This window comes from Kitasatospora sp. NPDC048296, assembly GCF_043201815.1.
Classification (GTDB): Bacteria; Actinomycetota; Actinomycetes; order Streptomycetales; family Streptomycetaceae; genus Kitasatospora.
Window position 1 is genome coordinate 38,105 of record NZ_JBICZB010000022.1, and the last position, 15,904, is coordinate 54,008.

Annotated in this window: 18 protein-coding genes; 10 read left to right on the forward strand and 8 right to left on the reverse strand. The window is 73.4% G+C overall.

Annotated features, from left to right (window positions below):
- Positions 1 to 67 precede the first annotated feature (67 nt).
- The 6 genes from ACGF12_RS15640 (at position 68) to ACGF12_RS15665 (ending at position 5,118) form a co-directional block, all read left to right on the forward strand.
- Positions 68 to 1,108, forward strand: a complete 1,041-nt coding sequence (locus ACGF12_RS15640; protein WP_393029184.1) for an LLM class flavin-dependent oxidoreductase — start codon at positions 68 to 70, stop codon at positions 1,106 to 1,108.
- 151 nt (positions 1,109 to 1,259) lie between these two features.
- A complete protein-coding gene (locus ACGF12_RS15645) occupies positions 1,260 to 1,925 on the forward strand; it encodes a hypothetical protein (RefSeq protein ID WP_393029187.1) in 666 nt (221 codons plus the stop codon).
- A 238-nt stretch (positions 1,926 to 2,163) separates the two neighbouring features.
- Positions 2,164 to 2,700 (forward strand): PadR family transcriptional regulator, encoded by a 537-nt coding sequence (locus ACGF12_RS15650; protein ID WP_393029190.1) that lies wholly within the window; start codon positions 2,164 to 2,166, stop codon positions 2,698 to 2,700.
- A gap of 17 nt (positions 2,701 to 2,717) precedes the next feature.
- On the forward strand, positions 2,718 to 3,572 hold the full coding sequence (locus tag ACGF12_RS15655; RefSeq protein WP_393029192.1) for an NAD(P)H-binding protein: 855 nt from the start codon (positions 2,718 to 2,720) through the stop codon (positions 3,570 to 3,572).
- Positions 3,565 to 4,029, forward strand: coding sequence for a cupin domain-containing protein (locus ACGF12_RS15660; protein ID WP_393029194.1), 465 nt, complete (start codon positions 3,565 to 3,567; stop codon positions 4,027 to 4,029). Before ACGF12_RS15655 ends, ACGF12_RS15660 begins: the two co-directional genes overlap by 8 nt.
- Before the next feature lie 81 nt (positions 4,030 to 4,110).
- Positions 4,111 to 5,118, forward strand: a complete 1,008-nt coding sequence (locus ACGF12_RS15665) for an NADP-dependent oxidoreductase (protein ID WP_393029197.1) — start codon at positions 4,111 to 4,113, stop codon at positions 5,116 to 5,118.
- Between the two features lie 82 nt (positions 5,119 to 5,200).
- Here the strand turns inward: ACGF12_RS15665 and ACGF12_RS15670 are convergent, their stop codons facing one another.
- The 8 genes from ACGF12_RS15670 to ACGF12_RS15705 all read right to left on the reverse strand — a co-directional run bounded on the left by ACGF12_RS15670 (position 5,201) and on the right by ACGF12_RS15705 (position 12,368).
- Entirely contained in the window at positions 5,201 to 6,523 is a 1,323-nt protein-coding gene (locus ACGF12_RS15670) for a HEAT repeat domain-containing protein (protein ID WP_393029200.1), read from the reverse strand.
- A 67-nt stretch (positions 6,524 to 6,590) separates the two neighbouring features.
- The gene (locus ACGF12_RS15675; protein WP_393029203.1) at positions 6,591 to 7,505 is read right to left on the reverse strand and encodes a hypothetical protein; all 915 of its coding nucleotides are present in this window, start codon (positions 7,503 to 7,505) and stop codon (positions 6,591 to 6,593) included.
- A 52-nt stretch (positions 7,506 to 7,557) separates the two neighbouring features.
- Positions 7,558 to 8,337: a class I SAM-dependent methyltransferase gene (locus tag ACGF12_RS15680; protein ID WP_393029206.1), complete on the reverse strand. Its 780-nt coding sequence runs from the start codon at positions 8,335 to 8,337 to the stop codon at positions 7,558 to 7,560.
- Positions 8,338 to 8,420: 83 nt separating this feature from the next.
- Positions 8,421 to 9,029 carry a response regulator gene (locus tag ACGF12_RS15685; protein ID WP_393029209.1) on the reverse strand — a complete coding sequence of 203 codons (609 nt, stop codon included), beginning with the start codon at positions 9,027 to 9,029 and terminating at the stop codon, positions 8,421 to 8,423.
- Positions 9,026 to 10,201, reverse strand: a complete 1,176-nt coding sequence (locus tag ACGF12_RS15690; RefSeq protein ID WP_393029212.1) for a sensor histidine kinase — start codon at positions 10,199 to 10,201, stop codon at positions 9,026 to 9,028. Before ACGF12_RS15690 ends, ACGF12_RS15685 begins: the two co-directional genes overlap by 4 nt.
- Positions 10,202 to 10,216: 15 nt before the next feature.
- Positions 10,217 to 10,630, reverse strand: coding sequence for a hypothetical protein (locus tag ACGF12_RS15695; protein ID WP_393029215.1), 414 nt, complete (start codon positions 10,628 to 10,630; stop codon positions 10,217 to 10,219).
- Between the two features lie 285 nt (positions 10,631 to 10,915).
- Positions 10,916 to 11,428: a GNAT family N-acetyltransferase gene (locus ACGF12_RS15700; RefSeq protein WP_393029218.1), complete on the reverse strand. Its 513-nt coding sequence runs from the start codon at positions 11,426 to 11,428 to the stop codon at positions 10,916 to 10,918.
- Between the two features lie 4 nt (positions 11,429 to 11,432).
- On the reverse strand, positions 11,433 to 12,368 hold the full coding sequence (locus ACGF12_RS15705; RefSeq protein ID WP_393029220.1) for a class I SAM-dependent methyltransferase: 936 nt from the start codon (positions 12,366 to 12,368) through the stop codon (positions 11,433 to 11,435).
- A 438-nt stretch (positions 12,369 to 12,806) separates the two neighbouring features.
- Here ACGF12_RS15705 and ACGF12_RS15710 point away from each other — a divergent pair, with 438 nt between their 5' ends.
- From ACGF12_RS15710 to ACGF12_RS15725, 4 genes are all read left to right on the forward strand, one after another.
- Complete coding sequence (locus ACGF12_RS15710; protein WP_393029223.1) at positions 12,807 to 14,465, forward strand: ATP-binding protein; 1,659 nt, start codon at positions 12,807 to 12,809, stop codon at positions 14,463 to 14,465.
- 17 nt (positions 14,466 to 14,482) lie between these two features.
- Positions 14,483 to 14,869 carry a roadblock/LC7 domain-containing protein gene (locus tag ACGF12_RS15715; RefSeq protein WP_393029226.1) on the forward strand — a complete coding sequence of 129 codons (387 nt, stop codon included), beginning with the start codon at positions 14,483 to 14,485 and terminating at the stop codon, positions 14,867 to 14,869.
- Between the two features lie 63 nt (positions 14,870 to 14,932).
- A complete protein-coding gene (locus tag ACGF12_RS15720) occupies positions 14,933 to 15,292 on the forward strand; it encodes a DUF742 domain-containing protein (protein WP_380616703.1) in 360 nt (119 codons plus the stop codon).
- A complete protein-coding gene (locus ACGF12_RS15725) occupies positions 15,273 to 15,890 on the forward strand; it encodes an ATP/GTP-binding protein (protein ID WP_393029231.1) in 618 nt (205 codons plus the stop codon). The genes ACGF12_RS15720 and ACGF12_RS15725 overlap by 20 nt, the downstream gene beginning before the upstream one ends.
- The last annotated feature ends 14 nt before the right edge of the window (positions 15,891 to 15,904 follow it).

Here is a 15,904-nt window from a genome sequence, read left to right on the forward strand (position 1 = left end):
ACCGTCGACGGGCACCACCCCCGACCGGCCCTCCCGGGGCCGCCCGATCCCACGCGGAGCCGCCACCATGCCGCCCTCCCCCCGCCCGCTGCGGAAACTCGGCTTCCTGACCATCGGGCTCTTCGACGAGGCCGACCCGCGCCGCGGCCACGAGACCACCCTGGAACTGATCACCCTCGGCGAGCAGCTCGGCCTCGACAGCGCCTGGTTGCGCCACCGCCACCTCCAGTACGGGATCTCCTCCCCCGTCGCCGTCCTCGCCGCCGCCACCCAGCGCACCAGCCGCATCCAGCTCGGCACCGCCGTCACCCCGCTCGGCTGGGAGAACCCGCTGCGGCTCGCCGAGGACCTCGCCACCGTCGACCTGCTCTCCGGCGGCCGGCTCAACCCCGGCTTCAGCGTCGGCCCGCCCGTCCACTACGAGCAGGTGCGCGGCGCGCTCTACCCCGACACCGGCGAGGACGAGGACTTCGGCTACCTCCGGGCCGAACGGCTGCTCGCCCTGATCCGCGGCGAGGACGCCTCCGACTTCGCCGGCACCGAGGGCATCGAGGTGTACTCGCGCCGTGTCCAGCCGCACTCCCCCGGCCTGGCCGACCGGCTCTGGTACGGCGCCGGCAGTCTGCGCTCGGCGCGGTGGGCCGGCGAACACGGGCTCAACCTGCTCACCAGCAGCGTGGTCAAGCCCGAACAGACGGATTCCGTACCGGACTTCGCCGAGGTCCAGGCCGAGCAGATCCGCACGTTCCGCGCCCTGCACCCCGACCGCGAGCGGGCCCGGGTCTCCCAGGGCCTGGTGATCATCCCCACCGACAGCGCGACCCCCGAACAGCGCGCCAAGTACGAGGCCTACGCCCTCGACCGCACCCCGCGCACCCTCACCCCGCAGGGTCCCAACCGGCTGCTCTTCGCACCCGACCTGGTCGGCAGCTCCGCGGAGCTCGTCGAACGACTGCACGCCCACGCCGGATTCCGCGAGGTGGACGAGGTGGCCGTCGCACTACCGTTCAGCTTCGAGCACGAGGACTACGTGCAGATCCTCACCGACCTCGCCACCCGGCTCGGGCCCGCCCTCGGGTGGACGCCGTCGACTCCCGGGCAGGGCTGAGCGGCCGACCCGTCGCGGGCATGCACCCCATCGTCCCCACCAACACCACGTCGATCTCGGCGAGTTGAGCCGCAACCAGACCCAGCCGGGCGGCGTCCCAAGCCGGTACGAACGGCCGACCGGCCGGGCGCCGACCCGGGGGGACGACACGATGGGACCGCACGACGCCACACCCACACCACCACCACCGCCAGCGCAGCCACCGCAGCCACCGCTGCAGCCCTGCCCGCACTGCGGGCTCGCCGACCAGGTCCGCAGCGTCCCGGCCGTCTACCGAGCCGGGCGAACCACCGTGACCGTCCGGTCCCGACGGGACGGCCGCCGCACCGAGACCCGCGTGGTCGTCAGCGACCTCGCCCGGGCGCTGGCCCCCGCCCCGGACCGGCAGCCCGGACGCATTCCGCTCACCCTGGGCGTGTTCGCCCTGGTCGGGGCCGCCGCCGCGTTCTTCGTCGCCAACAGCGAGGAGCGCTTCCATTCGGGCCGGGGCCGATTCACGACCGAGCCCGATCCCGCGTGGTCCGACTCCTTCCCCGACGTCGACTTCCTCCACGGCCTCTCCACCGCCGCACTGGTCGCCGCCCTCGCCCTTCTCCTGACGGGCGGCCTGCTGCGCGCCGCGGCAGCCCGCGAACTCGCCGACCGACCCAAGGCCGAGCGCCTCTGGTCCCAGGCCTGGTACTGCGCCCGCTGCGGGACCGTCCACTTCCCACCCGCAGCAGGCCAGGGCGCGGGCGCGCTCAGCCTCTTGGAGTTCCGCCACCGCGTCTGGACAGCGGGAGGGTACGGACACCTGCTGGACCGGTTCCGGGCCTGAGGCGGTTCAGAACTCGGCAGTGTCAAGGTCCAGCGGGAAGGGCTCGGGGAGCCGCACCGGAACACCGAACGGGTGCGGCCCCCGTAGAAGTTCGCCGTACCCGGCAGGTCGAGATCGCCGGAGCCGGCCGGCATGCCCCTCTCGCGCGTCCGCGGCCCGATCTGTCATGCCGGGGCGGGGCCCGACCCCTCCATAGTCGCGTTTGACTACGAATCCGTGGTCGTGTTCGACTAACTGCGTGAGCACTTCTCGACTCTTCGCACTCAGCGCCCTCGCCCGGGGCGGCCCGATGCACGGCTACCAGATCCGACAGGCGGCGCAGCTGGACCGCACCGAGCTGTGGACGGACGTCAAGCCCGGGTCGCTCTACAGCGTTCTGCACCGGATGGCCGGGGACGGGCTGGTCGAGGTGGTCCGCAGTGAGAAGGTGGGCAATCCGCCGGAGCGGACCGTCTATGCGATCACCGAGCGGGGGCGGCAGGAGCTGGCCGCCCTGCGGGACGCGGCGCTGCGCAGGGTGCGGCTGCTGCCCGACCTGGTGGACCTGGCGTTGCAGTACACCTCGGACCTCTCGGGCGCGGAACTGGTCGAGGCGGTCGCCGCGCGCCGAGAGGCGGTGGCCGGTCAGATCACTCTGTTCGAGGCGGAGTTCGAGGCCGCCAAGCCGGATCTGACCGGCCTCGAACCGTGGATCTTCGAGCACTGCCTGGCCCGGCTGCGGGCCGACCTCGCCTGGCATGACGACCTGCTCAACTCCCTTGAACGGAACGAGTGAAACTCCCGGAGGACCCCGTGATACTCGTCACCGGCGCGACCGGCACGGTCGGCCGCGCCCTCGTCGACCAGCTGACCGCCCTCGGCGCGCCCGTGCGCGCCGCCACCCGCCACCCCGACCGGGCCGCACTGCCCGAGGGCGTGGACGTCGTCTACGCGGACCTGGGCGAGCCGGACTCGCTGGCCGCCGCACTCCGCGGCGTCCGGAGGGTGTTCCTGCTCTCCGACGGGCCGGACATCCCTCGCCATGACGCCAACCTCGCCCGCGCGGCCGCCCGGGCCGGCGTCGACGCCGTCGTGAAGCTGTCCTCCGGCCGGGTCGCCGATCCGAGCGCCGCCGATCCCGTCCCGCGCTGGCACCGGGCGGGTGAACAGGCCGTCCTGGACGCCGGATCGGCGTGGACGTTCCTGCGGCCGATGGGCTTCATGTCCAACGCCCTCGCCTGGGCCGGGCCGATCCGCGCGACCGCCACCGTCGAGGCGCCGTTCGCCGCCGGACGGGTCGCCGTCATCGACCCGGCGGACATCGCCGCCGTCGCCGCCCGCGCCCTGACCGAGGACGGGCACGACGGCCGGGCCCATCTGCTGACCGGCCCGCAGGCGCTCTCGCCCGGTGAGATGGTCGCGACGCTGGCCGAGGTGCTGGGCCTGCCGCTGGCCTTCACCGAGGTGTCACCGGCGGCCGCCCGGGAGGCGATCCTCGGGCGCGGCGTCTCCCCCGAGATGGCGGACGCGATCACGGCGCTGCGCGCCGCCTCGCTTGAGCCGTTCGCCGCGACCGTCACCCCGACGGTGGAACAGCTGACCGGCCGTCCGGCGGCGACGTTCCGGGCCTGGGCCGAGCGCCACCGGAAGGAGTTCGGCCATGGCTGAGGCGCGCCGCGAACCGGTCATCCTGCCGCCCGGGTGCGGCGGCCGCTTCCACGTACCGGGCGGCCCGTACGTGATCAAGCTGGCGGGTGAGCAGACCGGCGGCTCGCTGGCCGTGCTGGAGTCCACGTTCCAGCACGGCGAGGGCGCTCCGCTGCACCTGCACCGCGGCCACGACGAGATCTTCCACGTGGTCAGCGGCGCCTTCCGGCTGCGCTGCGACGACCGGGTCATCGAGGCGGGCCCGGGCGGGTTCATGCACGTCCCGCGCACCCGTCCGCACTCCTTCACCGCGATCGGCGACACCCCGGCCACTATTCTGGTGACCCTGACCCCGGCCGGATTCGAGCACTTCTTCATCCAGGCGGCCACCCTCGCCGCCTCCGGGCGCCCGGACCGCCGACTGATGGAGTCGATCCTCGCCACCTACGACCAGGAGCTGGTCAACGGGGAACCCTGACCAGCCCTGACCAGATGACTAAGCGCTTGCTTACACTCATGTCCCTGCCCTGCTGAACCCGAGCACGCCCCAGGAGATGCCATGACCGGAGTGAACCGCCAGATCCGCCTCGCCCGCCGACCGGTCGGGGAGGTCCGGGCGGAGGACTGGGCGCACGGCGAGGAGCCCGTGGGCGTGGCGGGCGACGGCGAGTTCCTGGGGCGGACCCGGTACATCTCGCTCGACCCGGCCATGCGCGGCTGGCTGGACGACCGGCCCTCGTACCTGCCGCCGGTGGGCCTGGGCGAGGTCATGCGGGCCGGGTCGGTGGTCGAGGTCATCGCGTCCAACCACCCGAAATTCCAGGTCGGCGACCACGTGGTGGGCACCTTCGGGGTCCAGGAGTACGCGGTGTCCGACGGCAAGGGAGCACTCACCGTGGATCCCGCGCTCGCGCCGCTGTCGACGTACCTCGGGGCGCTCGGAATGCCCGGGATGACGGCCTACTTCGGACTGCTGGAGGTCGGGGCGCTCAAGGAGGGCGAGACCGTGGTGGTCTCCGGCGCCGCCGGGGCCGTCGGCAGCCTGGTCGGGCAGATCGCCAAGATCAAGGGCTGCCGGGTGGTCGGGATCGCGGGCGGTCCGGAGAAGTGCGCGCTGCTCACCGACGAGCTCGGCTTCGACGCGGCGATCGACTACCACGCCGAGGACGTCCGCAAGGCGCTGCGCACCCACGCCCCGGACGGCATCGACGTCTACTTCGACAACGTCGGCGGCCCGATCCTGGACGCCGCGCTGACCCGGCTGGCGATGCACGCCCGCGTGGTGATCTGCGGCGCGATCAGCCAGTACAACAACGAGAACGCCGTGCAGGGCCCGTCCAACTACCTGTCGCTGCTGGTGCGGCGGGCCCGCATGGAGGGCTTCGTGGTCTTCGACTACGCCCGCCGCTACGCGGAGGCGGCCGCCGAGCTCGCGGGCTGGATCGGCGACGGCCGGATCAAGGTCAAGGAGCACGTGGTCGAGGGCACCGTGGACGACTTCCCGGAGACCCTCGGCATGCTGTTCCGCGGCGAGAACACCGGCAAGCTGGTGCTGCGCCTGGCGTGACGGACTCCTCGGGCGGCCGCCACCCCCGTGCGGCCGCCCGAGACCCGATCAAAACGGCGGCCCGGCTCGACGATCCGGACGGTCAGGAGAGCCGGCTGCGGGAGCGGTAGTGCCAGAGGGCGTTCACCCGGTGGTCAATCCCGAACCCGGGACCGAGCGGGCCGACCCGCTCGTACGCCTCCTCGGTGCGCGGGTCGTCACGGCGGGCCAGGGCGCACGCGCCCTCCAGGCGCATGAGCTGGTCCTCCTCGTCCAGGAGAGCGGCGAGGGCCTCGGTGACTTCGGGCGTACGGTCGGGGGACGCGGAGAGGGTCTCGGCGGACCGGACACGGACACCGGGGTCGGGGTCCTGGATGAGCCTGAGCAGCGCTGCCCGGAAGTTCGGGGTGAACTCACCGGGGTGGCCCGGGACTTGGGCGATCACGGCCCGGACAGCGGGGTCGGGGTCGTACGACAACGCCAGCAGGGCGGCCGTGGCGGCCTCACTCGGCGGAATCCCGTCCCGGCTCAGGCAGTACGGCACCTCGCTCCGCACCCGCGGATCGGCGTGGTCCGCGTACCGGAGTCCGACCGCCTCCTGCCCGGCGTGGCCCCAGTCGGTGTAGACCCCCAGCACCACAGCGAGGACACTGCCGTCCGGTTCGTCGAGCACCCAGTCCGCCAGGAACTCCACATCGTGGTCCGTGTCCGGGCGGGCCCGGTGGCCGGCGAAGAAGTGACGGCACCCCAGAACGTCCGCGAGCAGCCGCCGGTGGACCGGATCGGGATGGTGGCGCAGCACGACCAGTTCCGACCAGTCCTGCGGGGTTGAGCGCCCGCCGAGGGCGAAGCGGGCGGCGGACCAGTTGGCGTGGCACGCCTCCGGGTACGGGACGGCCCGCGCGACCAGCTCCGTCACCGGCGCCGCGATGCCGAACGCCTGCTCCAGCGCGGTGAGGACGCCGCTGTGGCCGACCCGCACGGCCAGGTCGCCGAGCGAGACCTCCTCGACGTCGGTGTACTCGTCCTCGACCCATCGCCGGACGGCCGGGCCGGACGCCCCGGTACGGCGGCGCAGTTCCTCCTCCTCGCCGACCTCCCACCAGTGCCGGGCCGAGTCGAGCAACCGTCGCCGGGAGGTCTCCGGCAGTCCGGCGCCCGGGTCGCTGCCGAGCAGGGCCCCGACCAGCGCCGGGGAACCGAGGTCGACGGCCCGCAGCAGCGGGGTCGTACCGTCCGGCAGTTCGCGGTCGGCATCGGCACCGGCCTCCACCAGGACCTCGGCCGTCCCGTGGTCGAACCCGGCCACGGCGGCGCACAGCAGCGGCAGACCGTCCGGACCGAGGGCGTTCGGGTCGGCACCGTCCTCCAGCAGGGAGCGCACGGCGGCAGCGTCCCCGGCGATCACAGCTTCGTTCAGATCCATCCGGCAGCACGCTATCCGGAAGCGGGCCGGGGCGGCGATCGATTAATCGACCGCCCCGACGCACGGTTCAGATGCCGGCCAGGACGGCGCGCAGCCGCTCGTCCTCGCGGACGATGCTGTTCGCGAGGCCGAAACCGACGATCCGCCGGTCACCCTCGGCGAGTTCGGCGACGCGCAGGCGCTGGTGGGTGCTCAGGGCGGCGGCGCCGAGGGCCTGGAGGGCCTCGCAGGCGCCCGCGACGTCCGCTCCGGTCTCCGCGGAGTGGAGGGCCGCCTCGGCGAGCCGGTCGAGGTCGACGGTATCGGGGTCGGCGACGTCCAGCAGGGCGAGGACGGCGGCCGGGGCCTTCTCGGGGTCGGAGAGTAGCTGCTCCAGACGGGGGACGAGGGGCCGGGCGGCCGTGCCGAGGTTCCTGATCGCGCGGAGTGTGCGGACGACGGTCCAGCGATACCAGAGCTGGCTGCCGGCCGTACGGTCCAGGACGGAGGCGAGGATCGTGACGGCTTCCTCGGCCTCGCCGACGATCTGCCAGAGGGCGGTGGCGATCGCGATGTCGAGGTCCAGCTGCGGGGTGGTCGGCTCGGCGCCCGCGAGCGACCGGACGTCCGCCTCCTCGTGCGCCAACAGCGGTTTCAGCACGGGGATCTGAGCGGCCACAGCGGCCCGGACGGCGCCCGGCGCGACCTCGCACTCGTCCTCGCTCTCGGCCAATCCGCCCAGCAGGCAGAGGACTTCGGCCGCCCCGTACTCGGCGGCGGCGGCGATCCGGGCGAGGTACGGGACGGCGTCCGCGCTGGCGGCGTACACCGTGCCCTGGTGGAGGATGCACGAGTACAGCTCGGAGATCGCCTCCTCGGCGTCCCCGCCGCCCTCGGCGAGGGCACGCAGCAGGTCGGGCAGGTCCTCGGCGGGACCGTAGGCGTGCGAGACGGAGGCCCAGGGGTGGGCGTCGAGGTCGGCGAGGGTGTCAGCGGGATCCATGGGCGTGATCTTCACAGCCGGCTCTGACAGACTCCGCCGTCGATGCGACGCCTCACAGCCGCCGGGTGCGCAGCACTCCGGTCAGCATCGGCAGGGTGAACTCGCCGTGGGCGGTCTCCGGTCGACCGGCGAGGAACTCACGGATCCGGCCCAGCAGGGCGTCCCGTTCCCGCTCCGGCAGGACCAGCACCCCCGCGCGGGTCGCCAGGGTCGCGACCAGCGAGTCGGCGGTGCGGCGCTGCCCGTGCGCGAACTCGACCTGCTCCGACGAGCCGAACCGGGCGGGCCCGCCGTCCTTCGGAAGGTGCGCTGCGGCCGTCTGGAGGCGCCAACTGGCGGGCGTGTCACGCGGGCCGACGGCCGCGCTACCGCTGACCTTCGCCAGTCCGGCCACCCAGTCGACCCGGTCGTCCATCAGGTTCCACAGGCCGGCCAGGACGCCGCCGGGTGCGAGGACCCTGGCGATCTCCGGCCCCGCGACGACCATGTCGAACCAGTGCATGGCGTTGCCGACCAGTACGGCGTCGACCGAGGCGTCCGGCAGCGGGATCGACTCGGCGCTGCCCGACAGGCCGCGGACGGTCGGCAGCGAACGGCGCAGCTCGGTGAGCATCGCCGGGTCGGGCTCGACCGCGATGACCTCGGCGCCCATCGCGATCAGCGTGGCGGTCAGCTTGCCGGTTCCGGCACCGAGATCGAGCACGCGCGGGCCGGGTGCGGGTGCGAGCGCCCAGCGCACCGCGTCCTGCGCGTAGTCCGGACGGTGCTCGGCGTAGGCGGCCGCCGCCGCACCGAACGACGAGGCGTGGAGTAACTGTTCGTCATGACTCACACCGTCAAGCTAACCGTGCGACGGGCGGGCGGTCACCGTATTCGCCATTTCGGCGGCCGGCACCCGACAGTGCTGCCGGGCTGCTAGAGCCAGCCGCGCTCGTCGGCGACGCGCAGGGCCTCGGTGCGGTTGCGGGTGCCGGTCTTGGCGATGGCGGAGGAGAAGTAGTTGCGGACCGTGCCCTCCGAGAGGTAGAGCATTCCGGCTATCTCGGTGACTCCCGCGCCCGAGCGGGAGGCGTCGAGGACGTCGCGCTCGCGGGCGGTGAGCGGGGAGGCGCCGGCCGCGAGGGTGGCGGCGGCGAGTTCCGGGTCCACCACCCGCTCCCCCACCGCGACCCGGCGGATGGCGTCGGCGAGCATCTCCGCCGGGGCGTCCTTCACCACGAAGCCGAGCGCGCCCGCCTCCATGGCGCGGCGCAGGTAGCCGGCGCGGCCGAAGGTGGTGAGGATGACGACCCGGCAGCCGGGGGCCTGCTGGGCGAGGACGGCGGCGGCCGCCAGGCCGTCCAGTCCGGGCATCTCGATGTCCAGCAGGGCGACGTCCGGGTGGTGCTCGCGGGCCGCCTCCGCGACCTGGTCGCCGCGTCCGACGGCGGCGACCACCTCGAAGTCGTCCTCCAGGTCGAGCAGGGCGCGCAGCGCGGTGCGGACGAGTTCCTGGTCCTCGGCGAGCAGCAGGCGGATCGTCATGTCGTCCCTTCGAAGGCGGAACCGGGGCCGGGGCCGGAGTCGGTGTCAGTGTCGGACTGCGGGACGGTGACCAGCAGTCGCCACCCGCGCGGGTCGAGCGGGCCGGCCTCGACCGTACCGCCCGCCGCCGCGACCCGTTCCCGCAGGCCGGTCAGGCCGTTGCCGCCCCCGACACCGACCCCGGCTCCGCCACCGCCCGTACCGTCGTCACGGATCTCCACCGAGGAGGCGGTGAGGGCCACCGAGCAGCGGGCCGCCCGGGCGTGCCGGACCACGTTGGTGATGCCCTCGCGCACCACCCAGCCGAACAGCTCGCGGTGCTCCGGCCCGACCGCGTCCGCAGCCCGCGGCAGGTCGGCCACCACCCCGGCGGCGCGCAGCAGTTCGCGGCCGCGGGCCACTTCGCCGGCCAGGCTCACCTCGCGGTAGCCGGTGACGGCGCCGCGCACGTCGGAGAGCGCCTGGCGGGACAGTGTCTCGACGGCCGCCATCTCCGCCACCGCGTGCTCCAGGTCCTTGCCCGCCAGGCGTTGGGCGAGCCGGGACTTGACGGTGATCGCGGTGAGCGAGTGCCCGAGCAGGTCGTGCAGGTCCCGGGCGATCCGGTTGCGTTCGGCCTCGGAGGCGAGCCGCGCGACCTCGGCCCGGGCGGCGACCAGGGCCTGGTTGGTGGCGGCGATCTCGGCGAAGGCGCCGCAGGTGAGCGCGGTGAACAGCAGGGCCAGCGCCTGGAATCCGCCGGGCCCGGTGTGCCAGGCGGGTACAACCCAGGGCAGCAGCAGCGCGGCCAGTGTGCCGATGGTCACCGCCCGGGCGGCGTACGTCCGCCAGAGCACCGCGATCTCCGAGACGATCACGGTGGCGAGGTAGAAGGCGTCCCCGTGGGCGAACGGCAGTGCGGCGAGGAACAGGACGGTCATCACCACCAACAGCGGTTTGATCCACTGCCGTTGGTCGCGTCCGAGGGCGAGTGCGGTGAGCACGTAGCAGAGGCAGAACGCGGCGACCACGGCGTACCCGGCGACCGCGGCCGCCCCGGAGACGTCGCCGGCCAGGGCCACGGCGGTGAGCGCCGGGAAGACCAGCATCCCGGTGCCCAGCAGGAGCCGCCGCCAGCCCTCCGCCCACTGCTGGGCGGGGCTCGGCGCGGTCTCATGGTCGAGGTCGGTCACCCTCGTGTCCCCCTGTCAGAGCGTGGCGAACAGCGTACGCAGCTGCCGTCCGTTGATCACCACGGCCACACCCAGCAGCGCGACGCCGCACAGGCCCTGTTCGATCTTCATCCAGACCGGGAAGGTCCCCGGCACGGCGATGATCGCGACGATAGCGGCGATCATCACGGCCGAGACGATCCGCAGCCGCCGGAAGGCGCCGCGGGAGCCGCCGGCCGCGCGGACGGCGAGCAGCAGGGTAACGGCGGCGCCGGCCACGACGAGGGTCCCGCGGATCCAGACCGCCGGGGTCACGACGTCGGGGTGGGAGCGGAGGGCGAAGACGGCCGCCAGCGTCAGGACGCTGAGGCCGAGGTAGGCGGTCACGAACCGCCGGACGGTGCGGAAGGCCCGACGGGTGTCGGGGTGGTGCAGATCGGTTGAGGTCATGCCCTCATCGTGGCCGCGGGGCCGGCCCGCCCGGCAGTGTGCCGGCACACCGTCGCACCATGACAATTGTCAGCCCAGGATCTCCCACACCGAGGCAGAGGACGACGCTGTCGCCCTCAATGAACACGAGAAGAGACATCACGACTCCGCTCGAAGGCATGTTCCGCTGGATCCCCGGAGCCGGCGGGCGGGACCGGGAGCGACCCCCAATGTCCCACCCGATGCTGGGAGATCAAAGCCGGGCGGGCCACCCGGCGTAACCGGATGGCCGGGATCGACCTCGCGTCAGTCCAGCAGGCGCACCATGTGCAGCTTGGCCACCGCCTGCCCGTCCACCAGGACGGCCCGCGGCTCCCGACCCCACACTTCGAACCCGCAGGAGGTGTAGAGCCGCAGCGCCGGTTCGTTGCCCTTCGAGACGGTCAGCAGCACCTGGCGCAGCCGCCCGTCCTCGGCAGCCGTCGCGAGCACCCGCTCGACCAGGGCGCGGCCGATCCCCCGCCCGCCGGCGGCGCGCGCCACCGCCATGCCGTACAGGGTGGCCTTGTGCCGTTCCTGGTCGCGCCGGTGGACCCGCAGTCCGGCGGTGCCGAGCAGGGTGCCGTCGCCGCTGAAGGCGCCGAGCAGGGCGCCCGGCCCGTCCTCGGCCTCGGCCAGGCGCTGGAGCGTGTCGGCCGGCGGCTTGGCGCTCTCCTCGGCGTGACTGGAGGTGAAGGCGCTGGGCGCCTCCCGCAGGGCGGTGAGCCGGAAGGCCCGGTACGGTTCGGCGTCCACCCGGCCCAGGCGGCGAACGGTCACGGGCTCAGCCGAGACGGACACGGGTGCACCTCGTCACGTACGGCATGGCGATCCGCTCCCGGCCGGCCAGGTCCGGGTGGGTGGCGAGCAGCTGCTCGACGTCGGCCAGCAGGCGGGCGCGCTCGGCCTCGGGCAGGGCGATGACGTAGCTGCGCGAGGCGACCATGTCGATGATCCCGGCGGGGGTGGTGGGGTGCTCCCAGCGGATCTCCAGTCGCTCGGGCGTGCCGAACGGGGCCGGGAGCAGCGGTGCGGTGTCGATCTGCTGGCGGGTGGAGCGGTGCATCAGGGCGCCGAGTTCGGCGGCCCAGGGCTGGGACTCGTCCCGGACGTTCCACACCAGTGCGAGTGTTCCGCCGGGGGCGAGTACCCGGGCGATCTCGGGGACGGCGGCCGCCTGGTCGAACCAGTGCCAGGCCTGGGCGACCACCACCGTGTCCACGCTGCCGTCCGGCAGCGGGATGTGTTCGGCCGATCCGGCCCGGACGGCCGCCTTGGGTACGGCGGCGGCGAGTCGGGCGCGCATGCCCTCGTCGGGTTCGACCGCGACCACGTCCAGGCCGGCTTCGACCAGCAGCCGGGTCAACTTGCCCGTCCCGGCGCCGAGATCGAGCACCTTGCGGGCCTCGCGCGGCACCGCCGAGCCGATCAGCGCCTGCGGGTAGCCGGGGCGGCCGTGCTGGTAGGAGTCGGCGGCGACGCCGAAGGAGCGGGCCTGCAGTCGCCCGGCCCAGCGCCGGGTCGCGCCCTGGCGGGTCATTCCGCAGGCCCGGCCGATCTCCTCCCAGGTCGCCGCCTTTCCGCGCCGCAGCTCCTCGACCAGTCCGGTGCGCCGTTCCTCCAGGGCCGCGATCACCCCTGACAGCCGCCGCAGGCCGTCCAGTCCTCCCCCGTCGGCCACATCGTCCGCCACCCGCTGACCAAGATCGTCCGTGTTCATGGCCCCGCACTGTAGGCACCGGGCATGCGAACCGTCAACATCCATTGCCTTCGAAGGCAACGAGTGTTGCGCCACGCCGAGCGCAGGCCCGAGGCCCCCGCACGAGTGACGGCGGACCGCCGCGCGCTGCACCTAGCACGAACTCACCACCACGCGCGGCAACTTGGGCCGGAAACCCTTCGCATGAGCGAATCCCGGCCGGGTTGCCGGTGCGGGCGCGCCGAGGCGAGAAGCTTGGTGGCCGGGCGGTGGTCGACCCGGACTGCGACTGGTGTGCGAGATGTCTGCCATGTCCGGCAAGTTGCCACAAGTCGGTTGACGGACAGTATTTTTGAGCTTCCGTCAGGATTGTCCTGAACTTGGCTATGCTGCAGCACCACGCCTCCGGAGCCGGTCGTCGCCCGTCCCCGTTCTGTTCCGATCGTTTGAGGATGCCGAATGCTTCGAGCTGGATCGTCACCCACCAGACGGCGCCCCGCGCCTCTGCTCGGCTGGCTGCTGCCCGCCGCCGTCACGGCGGCGGCGGTGGCGGCCGCCGCGGTGGTGGTGTCCGTCGGGGCACGGGCCGAGGTGCTGTGGTGCGGGGCCACCGCCACCGTGCTGGTGGCCGTGGTGACGGCCGAGTCCGCCCGCCGGGGCCGGGCCCTCGCCGAACTGCGCGACGAACACACCCGACGGGTCGACGAGTTGCAGCGCAAGCTGGCCGGCCAGGAGGACGAGATCGAGCGGCTGGCCTCGGCCGAGCTGCGCAAGGTGGTCGGCGGCGCCCGGTACGGCTCCTCCATCGACGTACTGCTCAAGCCCTTCGAGCGACCGAACCCACTGCTCTCCCGGAAGTTCCGCGGGTCGATGGAGATGGTGGTGCGCGGCATCGCCCAGGCCGTCGACGACGAGGTCAGCCGGCGCGACTCCGCCGAGCGCGCCTTCGTCAACCTGGCCCGCCGGGTCCAGGCGATCATCCACCGCCAGGCCAAGGACCTGCGGGAGATGGAGGACCGGCACGGCAACGACCCGGCGGTCTTCGACGACCTGCTGCGCCTGGACCACGGCAACGCCCTGGTCGGCCGCCTCGCCGACTCCATCGCCGTCCTCTCCGGCGCCCGGCCCGGCCGCCAGTGGACCCGGCCGATCGCGCTCTACAGCGTGCTGCGCGGCGGCATGTCCCGGATCCTGGAGTACCAGCGGGTCGACCTCCACCCGGTGGCCCAGATCTCCGTCACCGGCCCGGCCGTCGAACCGCTGATCCACGCGGTGGCCGAGCTGCTCGACAACGCCACCCGCTACTCCCCGCCGCACACCCACGTCCACCTGAGCGCCTCCGAGGTGCAGAGCGGGATAGCGATCGAGGTCGAGGACGGCGGCCTCGGACTCACCGACGAGGCCCGGGTCCGCGCCGAACGCTCGATGCGCGAGGCGATGGTCTCCAAGGACTTCGACGACCTCACCGAGTCCCCCCGGCTGGGCTTCGCCATCCTCGGCCGGCTCTGCCAGGCGTACGGCTTCCAGGTGTCGCTGCGCCGCTCCGCGTACGGCGGCGTGCGCGCGGTGCTGGTCGTACCGCAGGAGCTGCTCACCACCGCTCCCCCGACCGGGCGGGCGCACGGCATCGGCGCCTTCTCCGGCCCGCGCCCGCTCCCGGCGACCCCGCCCCGGCACGCGGCCCCCTCCCGACCCTGGGGCGCGCGGAACGCCGCGCCGTCCTCCGGTGTCGGTCCGTCCTACGGCTCGACCAACCCGTGGGGGCCCTCCGGCCCGGGGGCCGGGGACGACGAGGTGATCGTCGACGAGGTGATCGTCACCGAGCGGACGGCCAACGGCCTGCCGCAGCGCCGGCGCAGCCGGCCGACCGGGCGGGCCGCCTTCGCCACGCCCCCGCCGCGCACCACCCAGCCCAACGGCCCCACCGCGGGGCCGGCGGCGGGCCCGGCGGCCCAGGCACCACGCCCGGCCAAGAAGGAGCCCGGCCTGTGGCTGGAGGCGTTCATGGACGGCTACAAGGGCACCGGCGCGTCGGCGGGTCCGGCCGGACAGAGCGGTGCCGAGCAGAGCAGTGCCGGACAGACCAGTGAAGAGACGGCAGGGAAGGGCGAGCAGTGATTCCGCACCGCAGCAACATGGACTGGATCCTCAACGACCTCGCACACAGCGTCCCGTACGTGCGCCACGTCATCGTGCTGTCCGCCGACGGCCTGCGGATCGCCCAGTACGGCGCCGACCCGGACACCGCCGACCGCCTCGCCGCCGCCTGCGCCGGGCTGCAGAGCCTGGCCGCCGCGGTCGGGCACGAGTTCCCGCACGGCAACGGCTCGATGCGGCTGGTCGTCATCGAGGTGGACGGCGGCTACTTCTACCTGATGTCGGCCGGCGACCGCGCCTTCCTCGCGGTGCTCGCCGACGAGGGCGTGGACGCCGGGCTGGTGAGCCACCAGATGCGCGACCTGGTGGACCGGATCGGCGAGCACCTGTCCACGCCGCCGCGCAACCCCGAGGTGGTCGCGTGAAGCGGCCCCCGGCCCGGTACGGCGGTGGGGTGGACACATGAACGAGCGCAGTGAGGCGGTGACATGACGGCCGACCAGGGCGGCTGGGACGGACCCGAGCCCGACCGCCTCTACGTGATCACCCGGGGCCGCAGCGGCCCCTCCGGGCCGGGCGTGTTCGACCTGGTCACCCTGATCGTCTCCCGGGCGGAGCCGACCCCCGCCATGCAGCCCGAGCACGCGGCCATCCTGCGGCTGTGCCGCTCCCCGCTCTCGGTGGCGGAGGTCTCCGCCTACCTCGAACTGCCCACGAGCGTGGTCATCGTCCTGCTGGCGGACCTGCTCGACGACGGGCTGATCGAGGCCCGCGCCGCCGTCCCGGCGGCGGAACTCCCCGACCGTGCCCTGTTGGAGGCGGTGATCCATGGACTTCAGCGGCTCTGACACGGTCGTCGGCCCGGCGAGCGCGGACCTGCTGCCGGATACCGTCACCACGGCGGTCAAGGTGGTGATCGTCGGCGGCTTCGGCGTCGGCAAGACCACCCTGGTCGGCTCGATCAGCGAGATCCGCCCGCTGACCACCGAGGAGACCATGACCCAGGCCGGCGTCGGCGTGGACGACCCGACCGGGGTCGAACGCAAGACCTCGACCACGGTGGCCATGGACTTCGGCCGGATCAGCATCAGCGACAAGCTCGTGCTGTACGTCTTCGGCACCCCCGGGCAGGAGCGGTTCTGGTTCCTCTGGAACGGCCTGTTCGAAGGCGCTCTCGGCGCCGTGGTGTTGGTGGACACCCGTCGGCTGGAGGTCAGCTTCGAGGTGATCGGGCGGCTGGAGGACCGCGGTGTGCCCTTCGTGGTGGCCGTCAACGGCTTCCCGGAGGCGCCGAGTTACCCGCTCGACGAGCTGCGCCAGGCGCTCGACCTGCCGGCCGACGTGCCGATCGTCGCCTGCGACGCGCGCAGCCGCCGGTCCAGCCGGGACACCCTGATGACGCTGATGCGCTACCTGTACGAACTCGCCGCCCCGCGCGTCGGCTGACTCCCCCACTCCCT

What these genes read in the sequence shown, in the direction of transcription:
- ACGF12_RS15640 (WP_393029184.1), top strand. Translation starts at nt 68, where the DNA reads ATGCCGCCCTCCCCCCGCCCGCTGCGGAAACTCGGCTTCCTGACCATC.
- ACGF12_RS15645 (WP_393029187.1), top strand. Translation starts at nt 1,260, where the DNA reads ATGGGACCGCACGACGCCACACCCACACCACCACCACCGCCAGCGCAG.
- ACGF12_RS15660 (WP_393029194.1), top strand. Translation starts at nt 3,565, where the DNA reads ATGGCTGAGGCGCGCCGCGAACCGGTCATCCTGCCGCCCGGGTGCGGC.
- ACGF12_RS15665 (WP_393029197.1), top strand. Translation starts at nt 4,111, where the DNA reads ATGACCGGAGTGAACCGCCAGATCCGCCTCGCCCGCCGACCGGTCGGG.
- ACGF12_RS15670 (WP_393029200.1), bottom strand. Translation starts at nt 6,523, where the DNA reads ATGGATCTGAACGAAGCTGTGATCGCCGGGGACGCTGCCGCCGTGCGC.
- ACGF12_RS15675 (WP_393029203.1), bottom strand. Translation starts at nt 7,505, where the DNA reads ATGGATCCCGCTGACACCCTCGCCGACCTCGACGCCCACCCCTGGGCC.
- ACGF12_RS15685 (WP_393029209.1), bottom strand. Translation starts at nt 9,029, where the DNA reads ATGACGATCCGCCTGCTGCTCGCCGAGGACCAGGAACTCGTCCGCACC.
- ACGF12_RS15695 (WP_393029215.1), bottom strand. Translation starts at nt 10,630, where the DNA reads ATGACCTCAACCGATCTGCACCACCCCGACACCCGTCGGGCCTTCCGC.
- ACGF12_RS15705 (WP_393029220.1), bottom strand. Translation starts at nt 12,368, where the DNA reads ATGAACACGGACGATCTTGGTCAGCGGGTGGCGGACGATGTGGCCGAC.
- ACGF12_RS15710 (WP_393029223.1), top strand. Translation starts at nt 12,807, where the DNA reads ATGCTTCGAGCTGGATCGTCACCCACCAGACGGCGCCCCGCGCCTCTG.
- ACGF12_RS15715 (WP_393029226.1), top strand. Translation starts at nt 14,483, where the DNA reads ATGGACTGGATCCTCAACGACCTCGCACACAGCGTCCCGTACGTGCGC.
- ACGF12_RS15720 (WP_380616703.1), top strand. Translation starts at nt 14,933, where the DNA reads ATGACGGCCGACCAGGGCGGCTGGGACGGACCCGAGCCCGACCGCCTC.
- ACGF12_RS15725 (WP_393029231.1), top strand. Translation starts at nt 15,273, where the DNA reads ATGGACTTCAGCGGCTCTGACACGGTCGTCGGCCCGGCGAGCGCGGAC.